The organism is Streptomyces sp. NPDC054786, assembly GCF_053611685.1.
Window position 1 is genome coordinate 175,486 of record NZ_JBSHAW010000008.1, and the last position, 22,344, is coordinate 197,829.

Below are 22,344 nucleotides of genomic sequence, written 5' to 3' on the forward strand. Positions count from 1 at the left end.
AGCAGTGAGCAGTGATCACTGATTACTGACCGGACGCGGGGCTTCCTCGGACCGGTGTCGCGAAGCGGGCGATGCGAGCGATAGCGGCCCGCAGGCATTCGGACTGACTCGTCTACCGCCCGCAAACATCCCGTCCGACCCGCCGCCGACCCGGACACGTCGAGCCGTGGGCACGGCAGGGATGGCATGCGTGAGCCACGTCACTTGTCGGGGGTGCATAGCGGGGCAGGGGCCAGTGCCTTTATTGAGGGTGAAGGGGCGTGTTGAGGTGAGGGGGTGACGCTGATGGGGCAGTTGCGGGCCGATGAGTTCGACCGGTTCGTGGCGGCTCGGTGGTCGGCGTTGCTTCACCTGGCGCGGCTGTTCACCGGTGGAGACCGGCACCGGGCCGAGGATCTGCTGCAGGAAGCGCTCGTCAAACTGTGGTTTGCCTGGCCGAAGGTGGCCAAGGAGGCGCCCGAGGCGTATGTGCGCAGGGTCTTGGCCCGTGCTGCGGCTCGCTCGGCACGGCGTCGCTGGTGGGGCGAGCACCCTGTGGACCAGCTGCCCGACCCGCCCGAGGTGGCAGATGAGACCGCTGCCGTGGACGAACAGACCCGGTTGGAGGCTGTGTTGGCGTTGCTGCCGGCGCGGCAGCGGGCTGCGGTGGTGCTGCGCTACTACCAGGACCTGCCCGAGCGGGATGTCGCGGAGGGGCTGGGCTGTCCGGTGGGTACCGCCCGTTCACTGACGGCACGCGGCGTTGCACGGTTGCGTCAGCTTCTGGCTGAGGCAGAGCCGGTGGAGTGAAGAGGGAGCTATGGATCACTTCGAGCAGGAGCTGGCGCGGATGATGCGCGACGGCCAGGAGGACACGCTCTATGAGGACCGGCACCGCGACCGACTGCACGCCGGCGTTCGCGCACGCCGGCGGGCTCGAGCGGCCTGGACGGCCACCGGATCAGTGCTGACCCTTGCCGGGCTCGGAGTCGGACTGATGGTCCTGCCAAGCTCCTTCGCTCAGGACGGCCCCACCGGCCCTCAGCACCGCCCCGGCACCCCTGCCGAGTCGGTCCCGGTGCCGTCGACTCCTCGCCCCTTGCCGAGGGGGACGAAGGCACCGGTGCCGACCTGCACGTCAGCCACCCGGCCGGTGCCGATGCCGGCCTGCGCCTCAACTACCGGTCCGGTGCCGATGCCGTACCGTCCCTCAACCACCGGCCCGGTGCCGATGCCGTACCGCCCCTCAACCACCGGCCCGGTGCCGATGCCGTACCGCCCCTCACCCGCCGAGCCGGTTCCGACACCGACACAAACCCCGACCGCCAGGTAGCGCCTTGGCCGCGGTCAAGCGGTCCCGATGGGTGTGTACGAGAGCCCGGTGTCCGTACACCTGGGCGAGAGGGAGACGGCACGTCGTTCGCGCGCGCACCGCACTCCGGGCAACCAAGTCGGCCACGGGGTCCTGCCTCGGAACCCGCCGTGCGGGCGAGCTCCGCGCAGTACAGCCGCTACGTATTCGTCGATCCTCAAGACCGTCGCCTCCCTGCCCTGAGAGTGGCAGGAGGCGCAGGAGGCACCGTGCTCACCGCGTTCGCCCGAGCGTTCAAGACGCCCGACCTGCGCAAGAAGCTGCTGTTCACGTTGGGCATCATCGTGCTCTACCAGGTCGGAGCGCACATCCCGGTCCCTGGGGTGAAGTACGCGAACGTCGAGTTCTGCATGGAGCGGACCCACGCCAACAGCGGGTTGTTCGGCCTGGTGAACATGTTCAGCGGTGGAGCGCTGCTGCAGGTCACGATCTTCGCGCTGGGGACCATGCCGTACATCACGGCGAGCATCATCCTCCAGCTGCTGACCGTGGTGATCCCGCGGTTGGAGGCCCTCAAGAAGGAGGGGCAGTCCGGCCAGGCGAAGATCACCCAGTACACCCGCTATCTGACCGTGGCGCTCGCCGCCCTGGAGGGCACCGCCCTGGTGGGCGCCGCCCGCGCCGGTTCGCTCTTCCAGGGCTGTACGCGCCAGATCGTGCCCAACGGCTCGGTCTTCACCACTCTCACGATGGTCATCACGATGACCGCCGGTACGGCCCTGATCATGTGGCTCGGCGAGATGGTGACCGACCGCGGTATCGGCAACGGCATGTCGATCCTGATGTTCATCTCGATCGCCGCCCGCTTCCCGGGCGCGCTGTGGCAGGTCAAGCTCCAGGGCAAGCTCGCCGGCGGCTGGGTCGAGTTCTTCGCGGTGATCCTGGTGGGCCTGGCAATGGTCGCCCTGGTGGTCTTCGTCGAGCAGGCCCAGCGGCGCATCCCGGTGCAGTACGCGAAGCGGATGATCGGGCGCCGGTCGTATGGCGGTACGTCCACGTACATCCCGCTCAAGGTGAATCAGGCGGGTGTGATCCCCGTCATCTTCGCGTCATCGCTGCTCTCCATCCCGGCGCTCATCGCACGGTTCAGCGGGTCGAAGGCGGCATGGGCGACCTGGATCGCCACCACCTTCACCAAGGGAGACCACCCCGTTTACCTCGCCGCGTACGTCTTGTTGATCGTGTTCTTCGCCTTCTTCTACGTCGCCATCAGCTTCAACCCCGAAGAAGTCGCCGACAACATGAAGAAGCACGGTGGCTTCGTCCCGGGCATCCGGGCCGGTCGCCCGACGGCCGAGTACCTCAGCTACGTGCTCAACCGGATCACATGGCCGGGCTCGCTGTATCTGGGGCTGATCGCGCTCGTACCGACAATGGAGTTGGTGCTGTTCAACGCGAACCAGAACTTCCCCTTCGGCGGGACGAGCATCCTCATCATCGTGAGTGTGGGCCTGGAGACCGTGAAGCAGATCGAGAGCCAGCTTCAGCAGCGCAACTACGAAGGGTTCCTCCGCTGATGCGAATCGTCCTCGTCGGAACCCCGGGGGCGGCACGGGTACCCGGGCCGCGTACCTCGCCAAGAACCTCGCGCGATCCCAGAGGTTCATCCCCGCCCTGAAGAAGGTGCGCATCCGCCTGCCCGTCGGCCGTCACCCGCTCCACGGACGAAGGCCCAGTTCAGGGAGCTAACTCCCCGACTGGGCCGCTGAGTTGTCCAGACCGTGCTGAGCGCTTCGTGCCCGCTACGTGCCCGGTCGATCCTGATCCGGCCCAGCCACCGGCTCCTGCCGCGCAGCCCGCACCATGGCGTCCAGGCCACTGGCGACCTCCTTCTGCCGGTCCAGGTTCGAGTGCTGAGAGAAGAGCGCGGCTTTCTCGGAGGCGCTGCCATCGCAGCCGTCGAGGTGCTAATTCTCCCCGCATGCTCCGTCGGGATCGGCGGCAGCCTGGACGAGGTTCTGTTCCAGGCGTTCGAGGGTGTGCAGGGCAGCGGTTCGCTCGTCGGCGGAGAGGCCCGCCGTGGAGAGGTCCTCCAGGTGGCTCCAGACCTGCTCGACCTCACGGCGCAGGGCATGGCTGGCCGCCGTGGGTTCGATGAGTGAGGCGCGCTTGTCGGTGGGCGAGGGGCGGCGGCGGACGAAGCCGGCCTGCTCCAGGCGCCGGACGGTGCGGGTCATGGTGGCGGCGTCGGAGTCCATCAGCCGCACCAGGTCGGCCTGCCTCTGGGGGCCGAGCTCCCACAGGTGCATCATCACCAGCTCCTGGCCCGGATGCAGGCCGATCCGGCGCAGTAGTTGTCCGGCGAACATGCGGTGCAGGCGGGCCAGGCGGAAGATCGCGTGGCTGACCGGTCCGCCGCCGGCCGCGGCCGGTACCGGAACGGTGACCTCCTGCCCCGTCGCCGCGGGGCCCTTCCCGGTTTCCGGCGTGGACTGCGTCATCGGAACCTCACTTTCCTGCTTAGGCAGCATAAGCCTACCTTCCCGCGCGATACCTGGCGGCACCTACGCCGCCACCAGGGCGCATATGGGCAGACAGCAACGTGTTACGTGCTTCACATGGGAAAGCGGGAAGGGATTCGGGGTCGTTACCTGTTCAGACAGGTGATTTACTTGTTCAGGCAGGCATCTGCTGGTGCGGGCTCGTGAGCGCCCGGCCGCCGAGCACTACTCACCCGGAGGAAGAAACCCATGACCACTGCTTTCGACCCGATCGCCCTGGGCGGCAGGCCCCTGGCGAACCGCCTCGTGATGGCGCCGATGACCCGCAGCCGCGCCTACGGTCCCGGCGCCGAGCCGACCGAGCAGATGGCGACGTACTACGCGCAGCGGGCCGCCGCCGGGCTGATCGTCACGGAGGGCATCCAGCCCTCGCCAGTCGGCCAGGGCTACCCCGACACCCCCGGCCTGCACACGCCCGGCCAGGTGCGGGCATGGCGGACGGTGACCGACGCCGTGCACCGCGAGGGCGGTGCGATCTTCGCGCAGCTGATGCACACCGGCCGGATCGGGCACCCGAGCCTGCTGCCCGACGGGCTGCTGCCGGTGGGGCCGTCGGCGGTGGCCGCCGAGGGGCGGGTCTTCACCCACGAGGGGCCGAAGGAGTTCGTGACGCCGAAGGAGCTGAGCGAGGCGGAGATCCGGCAGACCGTCGCCGACTTCGCCGACGCCGCCCGCAACGCGGTCGAGGCCGGGTTCGACGGCGTGGAGCTGCACGGCGCCAACGGCTACCTGATCCACCAGTTCCTCGCACCCAACACCAACCACCGCACCGACGGGTGGGGCGGCACCACCGAGGGCCGGATCCGCTTCGCCGTCGAGGTCGTCACCGCCGTGGCCGAGGCGATCGGCGGCGACCGGGTGGGCCTGCGGATCTCGCCCGGGAACCAGTTCAACGACATCGCCGAGGACACCCCGGACGAGGTCTACCTCGCCCTGCTGGACCGGCTCGCCGGCCTGGACCTTGCGTACCTGCACCTGATGGAAGGGCCGAACCGGGACCTGACCCCGCGGCTGCGCAAGAGCTGGCCCGGCACGTTCGTCCTCAACCCGTTCACCTACCCCGACGCCACCGGCCCCGACGCGCTGGGTCTGATCGAGGACGGGAGCGCGGACATGGTGGCCTACGGGGCGCTGTTCCTGGCCAATCCCGACCTGCCCCGGCGCCTCGCCTCCGGCGGCCCGTTCAACGACCCCGACAAGGCCACCTTCTACGGCGGCGACCACCGCGGCTACACCGACTACCCCACCCTCACCGCCTGAGCGGCGACCGCACCGAGGCAGCCGCACAGTGAGTCATAGCGCGTGCGGTTGCCTCCCCTTCTCGCCCCTACCTGGGAGTTTCCGATGTCCACAGCAATCACCTTCTCCGAGTACGGCGCGCCCGAGGTGCTGCGGCCGTCGGAGGTCACCCCGCCGGAGCCCGGGCCGGGCCAGGTCCGCAAGCGGGTGCGGGCCGCCTCCGTGAACCCCCTCGACCTCAAGATCCGGTCCGGTCTGATGGCGAAGGCCGCCCCGGCGCGCTTCCCCGTGGTCCCCGGCCTGGACGCGGCCGGTGTCGTCGATGCCGTCGGCGAGGGAGCCGGTGCGGCCGTGGGGGACGAGGTCCTCGGTGCCGCCGTCGGCGGCAGCTACGCCGAGTACGCCCTGCTGGAGCGGCCGGTGGCCAGGCCCCGGGCCCTGTCGTGGGAGGTCGCCACCTCGCTGGTCACGGTCGGCGAGACCGCGTCCCGTGTCCTGCGGCAGCTGGGTGCGCAGGCCGGGCAGACCCTGCTCGTCCACGGCGCCGCGGGCAGTGTGGGCACCATCGCGGTGCAACTGGCCGTCGCCCGCGGCGTCCCCGTCGTGGGGACCGTCGGCGAACACGACGTCGAGCGCCTCACCGCGCTGGGCGCCACCGCGGTCCGTTATGGCGACGGCTGGGCGGAGCGGGTGGAGGCCGCGGCCCCCGAGGGAGTCGACTTCGTCTTCGACGCCGCCGGCGCCGGCGTCCTCGCCGAGTCCGTCGCCCTGACCGGCGACAGCGCACGCGTGATCACCATCGCCGACATGTCCGCCGCCGAGCACGGTGTCCGCTTCAGCGCCGGCAGCGCCGACCACGCCGAAGACTCCCTGCCGCAGCTGGTGCAGCTGGCCGCGGCCGGCGAACTCGACGTCCCCGTGTGGCGTACGTACCCGCTCGACCAGGCCGCCACCGCCCACCGGGACATCGAGGCCCGCCGCAACAAGGGCAAGGTCGTACTCCTTCCCTGAACCCCTGAACCCCTGAGCCGCCGCCTCGCCTCGCCGGAGCGGACAAGGCTGCCGGGCCGCAGTCGGCACCCCCGGCCGGCTGCGGCCCACCATCCAGTCCGCTCGCGACCTCATGCTGTCGCTCACGGTCCGAGTGCTGATGGATGAGCGCGGCCTTCTCCGACGACTGGCCGACACGGACCCTCGTGTCCTTGAAGGTGGCGCCGGAGCCCGAGGTCTTCTCGATCCGGCTCCTGGACGCCTTGGACAGGGCGGGCCCTCACCTGCGAAGCCACGACGGCAACCGGCTCACGCCGGTGCGATCGAACTTCCCTACGTCATGAACTTTCCCTACGTCATCAAGGCCGTTAGCCGTCCATTAGCGGAACGCCAACTCGATCTTCGAAGCTGATTGTCGTCCGGGAGCGAAACGAGAGAACAGAGCAACGGGAGTACATGATGAACACCGCCACCGCCACCGCCACCAACCGCTTCCGCGGCCGCGCCGGCCGCCGCATCGCCGCCACCATCGTCGTCGCGGCGGCGCTGGGCCTGGGGACCACGGCCTGCGGGCAGGGCTCCGGCACGGCGGGCGCCGCCGGCTCGGGCTCTTCGACCGCGTCCGACTCGCAGCACGCCTCGTCCTCGGCCGGCGGCTCCTCCTCGGGCAACTCCGGCTCGCAGGGCCAGAACGGCGGCACGTCCGCCACGGCGTCGTCCGCCGCCCGCACCGGCAGCGAGTCCGCCCCCGGCGGAGGCGGCGTCGCCCACGCGGGTAATCACCGCACGATCGTCGGCACGCTGGAGTACCTCGCTCCCGGCAAGCTGATCGTCAAGCCCCAGGGCGGCGGCACGGACCAGGCGTTCTTCGTCGCCAACGCCACAAAGATCCTCGGCGCGGCCGCGATCTGCTCCGTTGACGGGGGTCGGGTGACCATCGGCGAGGACGGCTACGGCACCTCGAAGTGCACCGTGGAGCAGTTGGAGAAGGCTGCGAAGACCAGCAGCGTGACCGTCCGCGTCACCATGAACCCCAAGTCCGGCGCCGGCGAGACGGTCGAGGAGAAGTACCACCCGTAAGCCCCCGCGCGACATCGCACCGCTCGCCGGCGCCGGGGGTTGTCGGCGAAGGCGGAGCTCTGGCGGGACAGCGCGACCACACCACATGGAAGCCCCAGGTCAACGGCCTGGGGCTGGCTTGTTGTCCCGACCGTTCTCGGGTGGCGTGCCATAACGCACCGGCTACCGGCCCGAGTTGATACGCGGCCCCAGTCCCGTCGGCGCGCCGTCCCGCTGCTTTCGTCACCGTTCCGCAACAGGCGTGAACCGCCCCAGCGGGTGCCCCGTACAGCCCGGTGTGCGCGGATCAGTGACCGCGGCGCCCCGAGACGAGAGAAGGAACCGAGATGGCCGGCGGCAACATCAAGATCAGCCCGGATGAGATGCGGGAGGCGTCGACCTGGCTGCAGAACCAGAAGGAGCAGATGCAGCAGAGCCTCCACGAGGCCAACACCAAGATGGACGAGATGGTCGAGGCGGCCTACGCGACGCCGGGCTCGGAGAGCAAGTTCCGCCCGTACTGGGAGGAGTACAAGAACGGCACCGAGAAGGCCATCGAGGGTCTGCAGGGTGTCAGCGAGTTCATCAAGCAGGTCGCCGACGCGTTCGTCGACACCGACGACCAGACGGCCGGCTCCATCGGCTGACGTGCCCCGCACAGTCCGGCCCCGCCCTCCCCGTGAGGGCGGGGCCGGACGGCCGGGACAGGAGAGGAGACACCGATGGGCAACATCAGCGTGCCTGTGCAGGACCTGAAGGACACCGTCAAGGAGCTCCAGAACATCGGGGATCTGATCGGGAACTCCGCGACGCTCTACAACGCCACCGGCGGGGCGGGGGACTTCAAGAGTCTGGCCGGCGACAGCACGCTCGCGGACGCCCTCGACGCGTTCGACAAGGCGTGGGTGGCAGGTCACGAGCGGGTTCACGACAACGTGAAGACGTTCGCCGACAACACGGACACGATCGCCGAGAACTTCATGCAGACGGACGACGAGACCATCAAGTCGCTGGACGAAGACCAGCAGGACGCGTGACCGAGGAACGTCACGCCGAAGGGAAAAGCGCCATGACGGAACCGACCACGGAGCAGCCAGAGGCGGCCGCGCCCGCGGAATACAGCCTGAGGTTCCCCGATTCGTGGTGGCATCTCGACCTCGACCCGAGCACCCGGGACGCGTCGATCCGCCGCCGTATCGAGGCGCAGGTGGAGAAGGCCCCGCAGCTGACCCGCGAGCAGCTGGACGGGCTGATCCGCAACACCCGGCGCATCGCCCGCGAGGCGCACGCGCAGGGTGCGCTGCGGGCGTCGGGGATGATCAGGATTCTGCGCGCGGGCAGCGGTCCTCTGGTGCTCAGCGCCACCACGGTGGTGCTCCGGATCTCCGTTCCGGAGGAGGAGTCGGAGGATCTGGCGGACCTCGTCATGGCCGCAGGCGTGCAGCTCGGCACCGACGCGGAGGGCAGCGGACTGCCGCCCGGCGAGGTGGAGTTGGTGGAGCTGCCCCACGTCGGAGCGGCCGGGCGGATCTCCCGCATCGAGGACGTCGATTACCACGGGACGCGGGTTCCCACCGCGGTGCGGCACACCCTCGTCCCGGTGCCCAACACCCACGACTACCTGGTGATCGCCAGCTCCACTCCCAACGTGGATCTGGCGGAGCAGTTCTACGAGGTCTTCGACGCGATCGCGGAGTCGCTCCGTTTCGACGGCCAGGCCGACACGACCAACGCAGCAGGTCCGGCGGCGGGAGTCGCCGATGGAAGCCCCATGGGCGAAACAGAACAGGAAAAGTGAGGTAGCGGCCATGGCGCGTCCAGCGGTGTCCGATTGGGAAGACGTGTTCGGGTTCTCGGACGACCCGACTCCGGGCGATGCGGACATGCTCGGAGACCTGGCCCGCCAGTACCGTTCCGTGGCGGACAACGCGGGCGATGCCCTGCCCCTCGTCTCCGGCCTGGAGGACAACCAGGTCGGCGAGGGCAAGACGATGGACAAGCTCCGGGACAAGCTGGGCGACCTGGCCAACCAGGTACGCAAGCTGCACAGTTCCTACGACCAGGCCGCCGGCGCCCTGGACACGTACGTGAATTCGCTGCGCGACCAGCAGCGCAACGCCGACAACGCCCTTGAAAAGGGCCGCGAAGCCAAGGACCGGCTCGAATCGGCCACCGACGTCGTCAAGGCGGCCGGCGCCGACATCAGCCACCTCGACGGCGCCAAGCACCCGCCGGACGACAAGGAAGCCCGGGCCAGCACCCGCCGCGCCCTCGACGAGGCCCACAGCAAACAGTCGGGGGCCCAGGCGCGGGCCGACGACGCCCAGGCCGACCTGGACGCCGCCCGCATGCTCGCCGAAGACGCCCGCCAGGTCCGCCAGGAGGACGCCGCCACCGCCGCCCAGAAACTGGACGACGCGAGGGACGAGTCCGTCGCGGGCTACAGCCTCTGGGACAAGATCAAGAAGGCGTTCAGCAAGGCCCTCGCCATCATCAGCGCCGTACTGGGCGTACTGGCACTGCTCATCCCCGGACTGCAGGGGCTCGGCATCGCCCTGACGATCGGTGCCGTCGTGGCAGGCGCCGCATCACTCGGCATCAATATGTCGATCATGGCCGAGACAGGCGACTGGGACATCGGCGAGATCGTCCTGGGCGTCGTCGGCCTCGTCGCGGGCGGCGGCGCGCTGCTCAAGGGCCTCGGAAGCGTCGGCTCGGCCCTCAAGGGCGTCGCGCGCAACGGGCTGAACAAGATCGGCTCCAGCTTCCGCTCCAACGGCCGTGGCGCGGCCGGCAAGAAGTGCGCGACCGACCCGGTGGACGTGGCCACCGGCGAGATGCTCATGATCAAGACCGACCTGGAGCTGCACGGCGTGCTGTCGCTGCGGCTGACCCGGACGTATCTGTCGACGTACCGCTACGGGCAGTTCTTCGGCCCCTCCTGGGCCTCCACCCTGGACGAACGCCTCGAAGTCGACGGCCGGGGGCGGGCGTTCTGGGCGCGCGAGGACGGCTCGATCCTCAGCTACCCGCGGCTCCCCGAGGCCGGCTCCGTGGACGACCTGGTGTGGCCCGAGGAGGGAGCGCGCCTGCCGCTGGCGGCCGAGGAGACGGCCGAGGGCGAGGTCACCTACTCGGTCGCCGATCCGCACACCGGTGTGAGCAGCTACTTCGCGGACCGTCCCACCTCCGGTGCCGACGACGACACCCGCGTGCACTGGCTGGTCCGGTGGCACGACCGGAACGGCAACGAGGTGCGGATCGAGCGGGAGGAGGACGGCTCCCCGACGGCGATGGTCCACTCCGGCGGCTACCGCGTGGAGGTGAACTGCGTCGCCGGCCTGCTGCTGGACGTTGCGGTCGCCACGCCCGACGGCCCCGTCGAGGTGATGTCCTACCGGCACGACGCGGACGGCAACCTCAGCCACGTCGTCAACTCCTCCGGTCAGGCGATGGTGTTCGACTACGACGACCGGAACCGCATCACCGCCTGGACCGACCGCAACGACTCCACCTACCGCTACGTCTACGACGACGCGAACCGCGTCACCGAGACCATCGGCCCCGAGGGCTATCTCTCCTCGCAGTGGTCCTACGACCCGGCCGAGCAGCGGAACCACTTCACCGACGCCTGCGGCGCCACGACGACCTACCAGCTCAACGACCTGTACCAGGTCGTCGCAGAGACCGACCCGCTGGGCCACACCGTCCACACCGAGTGGGACCGCTACGACCACCTCCTGTCGCGCACCGACGCCCTCGGCCACACCACCCGCTACGAGTACGACCAGGGCCACAACCTCACTGTCGTCCGCCTCCCCGACGGCAAGAGCTCCACGACGGCCTACAACAGGCTGAATCAGCCGACCGCGCAGACCCAGCCCGACGGCAGCGTCTGGCGGCAGGAGTTCGACGAGCGCGGCAACCTGACCTCCCTGACCGCTCCCGACGGCACCACGCACCACCTCACCCGTCATCCCACCGGCGCGACCGCCACGGCCACGGACCCGTCGGGAGGGCTGGTCAGGTTCGAAGCGGACGCGGCGGGGCTGACCGTGGGCGTCGACAGCGGCTCCGGAGGCACGGCGGTGGCGGAGCGCGACGCGTTCGGCCGGCTCATCGCCCTCACCGATCCGTTCGGAGCGGTCATCCGCACCGAGTGGACCGTCGAGGGACGGCTGGCGCGCAACATCGCCCCCGACGGGCGGGTCAAGCGCATGAGCTGGGACGGAGAGGGCAACTGCCTCTCGGCGGCCGACTCCGCGGGGGGCGCCACCAGGTACGAGTACACCCACTTCGACCTGCTCGCGGCCCGTACCGGGCCCGACGGGGTGCGCTACACCTTCGCCTACGACGCGGAGCGCCGCCTCACGCAGGTCCGCAACCCGCAGGGTCTCACCTGGGATTACGCCTATGACGCGGCAGGCCGTCTGACGAGCGAGTCCGACTTCGACGGCCGTGAGGTCACCTACACCCACGATGCGTCGGGCCGACTGCTCGCCCGCACCCACCCGCTGGGCGAGGAGATCTCCTTCCAGTACAACTCCGTGGGCGAGATACTCCTCAAGAACGTGGCGGGGACCACGACGTCCTATGAGTACGACCAGGCCGGATCACTCGTCCGCATGGCCTCCCCGGACTCGACGCTGGAGTTCGAACGCGACGCCATGGGGCGGGTCCTGGCCGAAACCGTGGACGGCCGCCGTACCGGTTTCACCTACGACGTCCTCGGCCGTCGCACCTCCCGCACCACCCCCACCGGCGCCGTCACCGAACTCACCTACGACGAGCTGGGAAACCGCGACAGCCTCACCGTCGACGGGCACCGGGTGGCCTTCACCCACGACGTACTCGGCAAAGAGATGGCCCGCGTCTGGGGCAGCCGGACCTCGCCCGTGGAGGCGACGAGCGACTGGGACCCGGCCGGACGTCCTGTCGCCCAGCGCCTCGCCACCTCCGCCGGCATCCTGCGCGAGCGCACCTACACCTACCGTGCGGACGATCGCCTCACGGCCGTCACGGACGCGAGGACGGGCCTGAGCCGGCAGCTGGAACTCGACCCGGCGGGTCGCCCGTTGGCCGTGACCGCCGACGGCTGGACCGAGTCCTACGCCTACGACCAGGCGGGCAACCAGACGTCGGCGACGTGGCCGGAGAGGGCCGGGCGGGCGGAGGCCCGCGGCGAGCGCACCTACACGGGCACCCGCATCCAGGCCGCGGGGGCGGTGCGCTACGAGTACGACGCCGCCGGCCGCATGGTGCTGCGCCAGAAGCGCCGTCTGTCGAGGAAGCCCGACACCTGGCGCTACGAATGGAACGCGGAGGACCAGCTCACCTCGTGCGTGACGCCCGACGGCACCCGCTGGCGCTACACCTATGACCCGCTGGCCCGGCGTACCGCCAAGTACCGCATGGCGGAGGACGGGTCGGTCGCCGAGGCGGTCCACTTCACCTGGGACGAGACCCGCCTCGCCGAACAGACCGACACCGCCAACGGCATCACCCTCACCTGGGACCACGACGAATACCGGCCCCTGACACAGCTGGAGCGCAGGCCGAGGACGCAGGAGGAGTACGACTCCCGGTTCTTCTCGATCGTGACCGACCTGGTCGGTACTCCCACCGAACTGGTGGATGAGCAGGGCGGCATCGCCTGGCGCTCCCGCGCCACTCTCTGGGGTGTCACCAGTCGCAACCGCGATGCCACGGCCACCACCCCGCTGCGCTTTCCCGGCCAGTACCAGGACCCCGAAACCGGCCTTCACTACAACTACTTCCGCCACTACGACCCGGAGACGGGACGCTACGTCTCACCCGACCCGCTCGGCCTCGACCCGGCGCCGAACCCGGTCGCCTACGTCTCGAACCCCTCCACCTCGTACGACCCACTCGGTCTGGAGGAGTGTGGACATACGGCCCAGATCTACGTCCTGGAGTCCGGCGGGGGTTACAGGCCGTGGCCCGTCAGGGCCGAGCACACGGTGCGGACACCGGGATCCGGCGAGGCCAGGACCGCGGCGGAAGGCACTCTCCCCAGAAACTGGGCGTACGGGAACGTCGTCCACACGGAACACCGTTTCTCCCGCATGGCCGGCGCCAGCACCGGCGACAAGGTCTCCATCCCGAACGACCCGTATCTCGGCCGGGCTCCGCTCGCCCGGGGAGAAGCCGTATTCATGCAAGGCACACGGCCGCCGTGCAGCAGCTGCAAGGGTGCGATGAACCGCATGGCCGGCGAACTCGGAGTCAACGTCCGGTACGCCTGGTCGGACAAGACCTGGGACGCGGGGGGAGGTCTGAAGTGGAGGGAGTGAACCAGGCGCGAACCCCTCCCGCCGGTGTCGTGGCGGGGAGATCCCCGAACGGCATGAGATCGGTTGATTCCGCCCCTTCGGAGTTGATCCCTCTCGTTCCCGGAAGGCCCTGCACCCGCACGGGGTGACAGCAGAAGAGGGCCCCACCGGAACTCACGTTCCCCGGTGGGGCCCTCTTCCTGCCCGGAGTCCCGGCGCGGTCGACGGTGAACCGCGGCACAGCACGATCCGTACACCGGCTGTGAACCGTCCGAATGAGGAAGCCGCCCGAGGTGGGCGCTGTCGGGCGTGGACATCGAGAACGGAAAGTGAGGTCGGGACGTGGCGCGGCCCCCTGAAACCGACTGGCAGGACGTGTTCGGTTTCTCCGACGACCCGACCCCGGGCGATGCGGACATGCTCGGAGACCTGGCCCGCCAGTACCGCTCCGTCGCGGACAACGCGGGCGATGCCCTGCCCCTCGTCTCCGGCCTGGAGGACAACCAGGTCGGCGAGGGCAAGACGATGGACAAGCTCCGGGACAAGCTGGGCGACCTGGCCAACCAGGTACGCAAGCTGCACAGTTCCTACGACCAGGCCGCCGGCGCCCTGGACACGTACGTGAATTCGCTGCGCGACCAGCAGCGCAACGCCGACAACGCCCTGGAAAAGGGCCGCGAAGCCAAGGACCGGCTCGAATCGGCCACCGACGTCGTCAAGGCGGCCGGCGCCGACATCAGTCACCTCGACGGCGCCAAGCATCCGCCGGACGACAAGGAAGCCCGGGCCAGCACCCGCCGCGCCCTCGACGAGGCGCACAGCAAGCAGTCCTCCGCGCAGGCCCAGGCCGATGACGCGCAGGCGGATCTCGACGCGGCCCGCATGCTCGCCGAGGACGCGCGCCAAGTCCGCGAAGAAGACGCCTCCGTCGCCGCCCAGAAGCTGGACGACGCCCGGGACGAGTCCGTCGCCGGCTACAGCCTCTGGGACAAGATCAAGAAGGCGTTCAGCAAGGCCCTCGCCATCATCAGCGCCGTACTCGGCGTGCTCGCGATGCTGATACCCGGGCTTCAGGGTCTGGGGATCGCGCTCACGATCGGTGCCGTCGTCGCCGGAGCGGCATCACTGGCCATCAATATCTCGATCATGGCCGAGACCGGCGACTGGAACATCGGCGAGATCGTCCTCGGCGTCGTCGGCCTCGTCGCGGGCGGCGGCGCGCTGCTCAAGGGCCTCGGAAGCGTCGGCTCGGCCCTCAAGGGCGTCAAGCCCGGCGCGATGAAGAACATCGGGTCCGGCGCCGCCCGTTCCGTCAGCCGGGAGGGAATCGGCAAGAAGTGCGCGACCGACCCGGTCGACGTGGCCACCGGCGAGATGCTGCTGACGCAGACCGACCTGGAACTCCCGGGCGAACTGCCGCTGGTGCTCTCCAGGACGTATCTGTCGACCTACCGCTACGGGCAGTTCTTCGGCCCCTCCTGGGCCTCCACGCTGGACGAGCGCCTCGAGGTCGACGGCCGGGGCCGGGTGTGGTGGGCGCGGGAGGACGGGTCGATCCTGACCTACCCGCGGCTCCCCGAGGCCGGCTCGGTGGACGACCTGGTGTGGCCCGACGAAGGCCCCCGCCTGCCGCTGGCGGCCGAGGAGACGGCCGAGGGCGAGGTCTCCTACGTCGTCCGCGAGTCGCGCACCGGCATCGTCCACCACTTCGCGGACCGTCCCACGGCCGGGGCCGACGACGAGACCCGCGTGCACTGGCTGGTCCGCCGGCACGACCGCAATGAGAACGAGGTGCGGATCGAGCGGGAGGCGGACGGCTCCCCGACGGCGATGGTCCACTCCGGCGGCTACCGCGTGGAGCTGAACTGCGTCGCCGGCCTGCTGCTGGACGCCTCCGTGGTCACGCCCGAGGGCCCGGTGGAGGTGGTGTCCTACCAGCGCGACACGGACGGCAACCTCAGCCACATCGTCAACTCCTCCGGCAAGGCGCTGGTGTTCGACTACGACGAGCACTCCCGCATCACCTCCTGGACCGACCGGAACAACTCCACGTACCGGTACGCCTACGACGAGACCCACCGCGTCACCGAGACCATCGGCCCCGACGGCTACCTCTCCTCGCAGTGGAGCTACGACCCGGCCGAGCAGCGCACCCACTACACCGACGCCTGCGGCGCCACCACCGTCTACCAGCTCAACGACCTCTACCAGGTCGTCGCCGAGACCGACCCGCTGGGCCACACCACCCACTCCGAGTGGGACCGCTACGACCACCTCCTCGCCCACACCGACGCGCTGGGCAACACCACCCGCTACGAGTGGGGCGTAGGGGGCGACCTCACCGTCATCGAGCACCCCGACGGCAGCCGCACCGAGGCCACCTACAACTCCCTGCACCAGCCCACCGAGATCGTGCTGCCGGGCGGGACGACCTGGCGGCAGGAGTACGACGCCCGCGGCAACCGCACCGCCGTCACCGGACCCGACGACGCCGTCACCCGTTACACCTACGCTCCCACCGGCGCCGTCACCACCCTCACCTGGCCGGACGGCACCGGGACCCGTGTCGACAGCGACCCCGCGGGCCTGCCGGTGCGCGTCGTCGGCCCTTCGCCGGCCTCCGGCCGGGGAGAATGCCTCCCGGACATCGGGACGACGTGTGTCCGGGACGCGTTCGGCCGTCCGGTGACGGTGACCGATGCCCTGGGCGGAGTCACCGGGCTGGAGTGGACGGTCGAGGGCCTGCTGTCCCGGCGTACGGCCGCGGACGGCAGCGTCGAGGAGTGGCAGTGGGACGGGGAGGGCAACTGTCTCTCCCATACCGACCCGGGCGGCGGCACGACCGCAATGCGCTACACGCACTTCGACCTGCTGGCCGAGCGCACCATGCCCGACGGCGTCACGTACGCCTTCGCCTACGACGCCGAACTGCGCCTCACAAGCGTCACCAATTCTCAGGGCCTGACCTGGGACTACACGCACGACAGCGCAGGGCGGGTCACCGCGGAGTCGGACTTCGACGACCGCCGCTTCAGCTACGCCTACGACGCGGCCGGTCAGCTGACGACCCATTCGACCCCGCGGGGTGAGGAGATCCGCCTCGAGCGGGACGTGCTGGGACGGGTCACCACGAAGGACGCCGCCGGTGCCGTCACCCGCTACACCCACGACGCGGACGGACGCATGATCCGCGCCGAAGGACCCGGAGCGACGCTGGAAATGGCCTACGACGCCGGTGGCCGGCTGCTGTCGGAGACCGTCGACGGCCGCACCATGCGCTACGGCTACGACCCCGCCGGACAGCTCGTCTCCCGCACCACTCCCACCGGCGCCACCTCCACCTACACCTACGACGCCGCCGGCAACACGACCGGCGTGTCCACCGATGGACACCAACTGAGCTTCACACGGGACGAGTTGGGGCGCGAGACCGAACGGTTCTTCGGCGCGGACGTCCGGCTCTCCACCACCTACGACTCCCTGGGCCGGCTCGCCCGCCAGCACCTGACCTCCGGTCACGAGCTGCGCCGTGGCCGCTCCTACGGCTACCGCCCCGACAACCACCTCACCGCCATCACCGAGGAGGTCACCGGCCGGACCCGCCGCATGGACCTCGACCCCGTGGGGCGTCCACTCACGGTGACGGCAGAAGGCTGGTCGGAGGCTTACGCCTACGACGCCGCCGGCAACCAGACCGCGGGCGACTGGCCCGGCCGGCGGGCCGACGACGACGGCGCGCGCGGCGAGCGCACCTACCAGGGCACACGACTCATCTCCGCGGGTGGTGTCCGCTACGAGCACGACGCCGCCGGGCGCATGACACTGCGTCAGAAGACGCGGCTCTCGAAGAAGCCGGACACCTGGCGCTACGAGTGGGACGCCGAGAACCGGCTGACCGCGTGCACCACCCCCGACGGCACCCGCTGGACCTACACCTACGACCCGCTGGGCCGCCGCACTGCGAAGTACCGCATGGGCGAGGACGGGGCGCCGGTCGAGGCGGTCTACTTCACCTGGGACGGCATCCGCCTGGCGGAGGAGTCCACCTCACGCACGGGCGTCACCGTGACCTGGGACTACGACGACCAGCGGCCGATGACGCAGTACGAGCGCCGGCTGACCGCGGCCGACGGGCAGGCGCTGCGGCAGGACGAGGTCGACTCCCGCTTCTTCGCGATGGTCACCGACCTCGTCGGCACCCCCACCGAACTCGTCGATGAATCGGGTGAGATCGCCTGGCACACGCGGGCAACCGTGTGGGGCACCACGAGCTGGAATCGCGACGCCACCGCCTACACACCGTTGCGCTTCCCCGGCCAGTACGCCGACCCCGAAACCGGTCTTCACTACAACGTTCACCGTCACTACGACGCAGACGTCGGGCGGTACATATCGCCTGACCCGCTGGGGCTCGTGCCGGACCCGAATCCCTACGCGTATGTGAGCGATCCTTTCCAGGTATGCGACCCCCTTGGACTGGCTCCTTGCGTCGTCTTCAGGAATCTGAACAAGAACGATGATCCCAGCCGAGGGCTGGTGGCGAAGAACCCGAACGCCAACTGGAAGCCGGCGGGGCACGTCATGAACGGAAGCCGCAAAAACGCCAAATCACAGTTTATTTCCACGACGAACAGTATGAAGGTCATCAACCAGTGGAAGGGTGAATACGGCGCCGTCAAGATCGACCTTTCCAAGTTCGAAGGCAAGGTCCACGACCTCACGACGCATGAGGGACGTGTCGCCGCTGGAATCAAGCCGCGAGGCAGGCCGATCAGGTACGCCATGGCTTCGCAAGAAGTCCTGCTCGAGGGGCGCGTGCCCGCGGACGCAATCACTTGGATCAGGAATGCTGGAGAATGATGACTGACTCTGACACGGCGGATGAGCTGACCGAAGCTCTTGACTCGCTCACGCTGCCTCTTCGGTCCAACGAGGGCCTTGACGAGGAAGCACTGGAGAAAGTATTCAGCGTACTCCGGCAGTGCGAACAGGAATGGGACGGGTGTTCCCTGATTCCCAGGGAGGCGCTGGCCGAACTCGTGGACCTGTACGCGGCGCTCAACGGGGTGTCTGATGCGTACCCTGAGCCTGCATGTTCGGCGATCGACCGTGCGGCCCGCGAACTCCAGGGACTGGCGCTGTCGGCGGTGAAGAAGCAGCGAGTCGAGGACGAGGTGAGCCTGCCGGCTGAAGCGCTCTCACTGGCCGACAGATGGGACAGTCTTCTCCGTGAAACTCGGGATCTCCAGGAGGTTCCGTCGGAGAAGCTGTCCGACTTCCTTGGCGTGCTGGACGCCCTGGCCGAAGAATTTCAGGACCAGGACGGAATCCCTCGCGCCCTCGCGCCCACATTGATCAGCTTGTTCCCTTCGTTCGTCGAAATGGCTTCCGAGTTCGATTCCGCAGCGCAGCAGGAAGTGCTGGATTCCGCAGTCGAGGTTCAGGAGCACGTCTGGGAATTCGTGAACGCGGACGCGGACGCTTCCTGACGGCAGATCCACGAGCACGTGTGGCCGGATGCGTCCGGGCATACCCGGAACGGAGAAGGAGCCCGGGCCCGGACCCGTCGTGGGGCAGCCCCGGCGGTCGGCGCGGATCTCGGGCACCGTGACTGACGGAAAGTGAGGTGACGTCCATGGCGCGCCCACCGGCGTCCGACTGGCAGGACGTATTCGGGTTCTCGGACGATCCGACCCCGGGCGACGCGGAGATGCTCGGCAGACTCGCGCGCAGCTACCGCTCGGTGGCCGACGACGCGGGGGACGCCCTGCCCCTGCTCTCCGGGCTGGAGGCCGAGCAGGTCGGCGAGGGCCGGGCCATGGACAAGCTCCGGGACAAGCTCGGTGATCTGACCGAGCAGGTCCGCAAGCTGCACAGCTCCTACGACCAGGCGGCCGGTGCGCTCGACACGTACGCGCACTCGCTGCTCGACGTGCAGCACAAGGCCGACAAGGCGCTGGAGGACGGCCGGGAGGCCAAGGAGCGGCTGGAGTCGGCCACCGAGGTGGTGAAGGCCGCCGGCGCGGACATCGGCCGGCTGGACGCCGCGCACCATCCGCCGGACGACCACGAGGCCCGCGCGAGCACCCGCCGCGCGCTGGACGAGGCGCGCAGCGAGCAGTCCTCGGCGCAGCGGCGGTCCGACGACGCGCAGGGGGATCTGGACGCCGCCCGGGCGCTCGCGGAGGACGCGCGGCAGGTGCGCGAGGAGGACGCCTCCGTCGCGGCCCGTGCGCTGGACGACGCCAAGGAGGAGTCCGTCGAGGGCTACAGCCTCTGGGAGCAGATCCGGAAGGCGTTCAGCCTCGCCCTGGGCATCATCAGCGGTGTGCTGGGCGTGCTGGCCATGCTGGTGCCCGGTCTGCAGGGCGTCGGACTCGCCCTGTCCATCGCCGGCATCGTGACCGGCGCGACGGCGTTCGGGATCAACATGTCCATGAGCGCGGAGAAGGGCGAGTTCAACGTCCTCGGCATCGTGCTGAGCAGCATCGGGCTGTTCCTCGGCGGCGGCGCCGTTCTCAAGGGCGTCGGTTCGATCGCCAAGTCGGTCACGTCCGCGGTCAAGGTGGGCGGGGCGAGCGGCGGCATCAGCAAGATCAACAGCGGGTTCAACCAGTTCCGGGGCGAGTTCAAGAAAATTCCCGAGGCCGTGGGGAAGGTCCCCAGGAACATCTGGATCTCCGGCAAGGACTTCAAGAAGCTCCCCACCGACATCGTCAACGCGGTGAAGGGGATCGGATCCAAGATCGACGATCTCGCGTTCCTCGCCAAGACGGCGCGGAACCCGACCGGTGCGGTGAGCTCGGTGCTGCAGAACGTCCTGGCGAACGGCTTCCGGTTCCCCGCGTCGTCCCTGAGGCTGCCGACCCTGGACGGCCTGCGGGGCCTCACCCACGCCTGGACCCGCACGGACGTGGCCGGCTTCGCCCTGGGCGTGGTCGGCCTGGGCTACGGGCCGCTGGCCTACACCGGTCACACCACCCCGCCGGTGCACGACGACAGCTACCTGCCCGGCACCCCCTGACCGGGACGCGTGCACGGGCGCCCGCACCCGCGCACCGGCCCGCACACAGCGCGAGGGCCCCGCACCGGTCGAAGCCGGTGCGGGGCCCTCGCGCATGCCGTCCCCGTCGGGTCAGCTGCCGGGCTTCGGCAACACCGTCTCCGGAACCTGGACCGTGCGCAGCACCCCGTCCCCCAGGTGCAGGATCGCCCGTCCGGGGCGGGTGGCGCCCAGGCGGCTGCGGGGGACCTTGACGCCGATCAGTTCGCCGTCGCTCATGTTCTGCGGCTTCAGCAGCAGGCCGCAGCGGTTGCGGCGGGCCTCGGTGTGCCAGCCGGAGAAGCCGGAGGAGAGCCGGTCGGTCTGCCCGGCGATCACCAGGCCCCGGCCGGTCTCGGCACCGGACTTGGCGATCGGCGTGAGAACGGATTCCGCCTTCGACTTCAGCAACAGGTCGGCGTCGTCCAGGATCACCACGGCGCCCTTCGGAGCGGAGGCCAGCGCCTGCTCAAGGGCCGTGGGGTCGATGTCGGCCTCGTCGAACACCGCGAGGACCCCGGGCCGTCCGGCGAGCCGGCGCAGCGGCGACCTGGCCGGCGCGCCGATGACGATAGGTGTCCTGACCGAGAGCAGCGACATGGCCAGCGTCGCCAGGACGGTGCTGCGCCCCGAGCGGGCGGGCCCGGAGACGAGGAACGTCGGCGTGACGGAGAAGTCGGGTCCGACCGCCGTGAGTTCGTCGCCGCCGACACCGGACAGGGCCCACCGTGCGGACGGCAGCGGCCGCGGCACGTACTGCATCGCCTGCTCCCAGGTGAGCCGGTCCGGCAGGGTGTCGACGCGGAACGGCCGGGTGGTGCCCGGGAGATGAGCCGACTGCTCGCGGCAGTGCGCGGCGATCTGCTGGAGCGCCGTGGCCTGCGCCTGGCCTTCCGGGTTCTGGGTGAGGAGCGCGATCTGCACCTCGGCCTTGTCGGCGGCGCGGAAGGCGCGGCCCGGCGGGATCTCGTCCGGCACGTTGCGCTGGGTGATGCCGATCTGCCCGTACTCGGACTTCTCGTTCAGCTTGAGTACGAGCTTGTCCTCGGTGGAGCCGTTGACCCGGCTGGAGAACAGCGCCCGGTCGCCGGTCATCACCAGGTGGATGCCGACGCTCGCGCCGTCCCGCAGCAGGGTCAGCACGGAGTTCAGCAGGTTCCCGGAGTCGTACTCGCCGAGCTGCTTGTCGAAGACCTCCCAGCGGTCGATGAACAGCAGGATGTGCGGCGGCCGTTCGGACTCCGGTAGGGCACGGCGCAGCTCCGCCAGGTCGGCGCTGCCGCGCGCGGCGAGCATCTCCTGACGTCGGCCCAGCTCCTCGGTCAGCCGGGCGAGCAGCCGGGCCACCCGGTCGGGCTGGGTGCGCTGGGTGATGGCCCCGCAGTGCGGCAGGCCCTCGATGGGCAGCAGCGCGCCGTTGCCGCAGTCGATGCCGTACATGTGCAGCTTGTCGGCGGAGTGGGCGAGGGCCGTGACGCCGGCGATGGTGCGCAGCGTCTGCGACCTGCCCTGCCGGGGCGAGCCGATGAGGTGCAGGTGCCCGAGCGTCGCCGGGTCGATCACCAGGGCCTGCCGGGCCTGTTGTGCGGGCAGGTCCACGACGCCGTACGCGACGGGCGCCAGGTCGTAGTCCGAGGGCGGGGGCGGGGGAAGTTCGCCGGTGACGAGGACCTCGGGCAGCGGCGGCAGCCAGGGGCTGTGCTGCGCGGGGATGCCCATCTCCCGGTCCGCGCCGCGGATCGCCTCGACGAGCCCGGTGAGGTCCGTCTCCACCTCGGCGGGGGCGGCCGCGGCGCCCCGCCCCGGCCGCAGCGGGGCGGCCCGCCCCCCCCACCCGCGCGCCCCCCCCCCCCGCCCCGGGCGCCGGGC

The 22,344-nt window shown here is 69.9% G+C and carries 14 protein-coding genes; 12 read left to right on the forward strand and 2 right to left on the reverse strand.

All coding sequences use genetic code 11. From position 1 onward, the window contains the following. Positions 1-285: 285 nt before the first annotated feature. Together ACWGI6_RS09805 and secY are read left to right on the forward strand one after the other, a co-directional pair. On the forward strand, positions 286-789 hold the full coding sequence (locus ACWGI6_RS09805) for a SigE family RNA polymerase sigma factor (protein WP_453267009.1): 504 nt from the start codon (positions 286-288) through the stop codon (positions 787-789). A gap of 771 nt (positions 790-1,560) precedes the next feature. Next, entirely contained in the window at positions 1,561-2,868 is a 1,308-nt protein-coding gene (secY, locus tag ACWGI6_RS09810; RefSeq protein ID WP_453266989.1) for a preprotein translocase subunit SecY, read from the forward strand. A 390-nt stretch (positions 2,869-3,258) separates the two neighbouring features. Here the strand turns inward: secY and ACWGI6_RS09815 are convergent, their stop codons facing one another. Further along, positions 3,259-3,792, reverse strand: coding sequence for a MarR family winged helix-turn-helix transcriptional regulator (locus tag ACWGI6_RS09815; protein ID WP_453266990.1), 534 nt, complete (start codon positions 3,790-3,792; stop codon positions 3,259-3,261). Between the two features lie 249 nt (positions 3,793-4,041). On the opposite strand from ACWGI6_RS09815, the gene ACWGI6_RS09820 reads away from it, so the two are divergent. The 10 genes from ACWGI6_RS09820 to ACWGI6_RS09865 all read left to right on the forward strand — a co-directional run bounded on the left by ACWGI6_RS09820 (position 4,042) and on the right by ACWGI6_RS09865 (position 20,457). Next, entirely contained in the window at positions 4,042-5,112 is a 1,071-nt protein-coding gene (locus ACWGI6_RS09820; protein WP_453266991.1) for an alkene reductase, read from the forward strand. An 84-nt stretch (positions 5,113-5,196) separates the two neighbouring features. Beyond that, positions 5,197-6,102, forward strand: a complete 906-nt coding sequence (locus ACWGI6_RS09825) for an NADP-dependent oxidoreductase (protein ID WP_453266992.1) — start codon at positions 5,197-5,199, stop codon at positions 6,100-6,102. Between the two features lie 438 nt (positions 6,103-6,540). Then, positions 6,541-7,161 (forward strand): hypothetical protein, encoded by a 621-nt coding sequence (locus tag ACWGI6_RS09830; RefSeq protein ID WP_453266993.1) that lies wholly within the window; start codon positions 6,541-6,543, stop codon positions 7,159-7,161. 326 nt (positions 7,162-7,487) lie between these two features. Next, complete coding sequence (locus ACWGI6_RS09835; protein ID WP_328385900.1) at positions 7,488-7,787, forward strand: WXG100 family type VII secretion target; 300 nt, start codon at positions 7,488-7,490, stop codon at positions 7,785-7,787. Positions 7,788-7,862: 75 nt separating this feature from the next. Then, entirely contained in the window at positions 7,863-8,177 is a 315-nt protein-coding gene (locus ACWGI6_RS09840; protein WP_328385899.1) for a hypothetical protein, read from the forward strand. Positions 8,178-8,209: 32 nt separating this feature from the next. Continuing rightward, a complete protein-coding gene (locus tag ACWGI6_RS09845) occupies positions 8,210-8,938 on the forward strand; it encodes a hypothetical protein (RefSeq protein WP_453266994.1) in 729 nt (242 codons plus the stop codon). A 10-nt stretch (positions 8,939-8,948) separates the two neighbouring features. Continuing rightward, positions 8,949-13,454, forward strand: a complete 4,506-nt coding sequence (locus tag ACWGI6_RS09850; protein ID WP_453266995.1) for an RHS repeat-associated core domain-containing protein — start codon at positions 8,949-8,951, stop codon at positions 13,452-13,454. Positions 13,455-13,775: 321 nt separating this feature from the next. Beyond that, positions 13,776-18,293 (forward strand): DUF6531 domain-containing protein, encoded by a 4,518-nt coding sequence (locus ACWGI6_RS09855; protein ID WP_453266996.1) that lies wholly within the window; start codon positions 13,776-13,778, stop codon positions 18,291-18,293. Beyond that, the gene (locus tag ACWGI6_RS09860) at positions 18,290-18,922 is read left to right on the forward strand and encodes a hypothetical protein (RefSeq protein ID WP_453266997.1); all 633 of its coding nucleotides are present in this window, start codon (positions 18,290-18,292) and stop codon (positions 18,920-18,922) included. Before ACWGI6_RS09855 ends, ACWGI6_RS09860 begins: the two co-directional genes overlap by 4 nt. Before the next feature lie 146 nt (positions 18,923-19,068). After that, positions 19,069-20,457 (forward strand): putative T7SS-secreted protein, encoded by a 1,389-nt coding sequence (locus ACWGI6_RS09865; protein WP_453266998.1) that lies wholly within the window; start codon positions 19,069-19,071, stop codon positions 20,455-20,457. A 111-nt stretch (positions 20,458-20,568) separates the two neighbouring features. On the opposite strand, the gene ACWGI6_RS09870 is transcribed toward ACWGI6_RS09865, so the two are convergent. Beyond that, positions 20,569-22,344: FtsK/SpoIIIE domain-containing protein (locus ACWGI6_RS09870; protein ID WP_453266999.1), on the reverse strand; the 1,776-nt coding region annotated here is incomplete at its 5' end.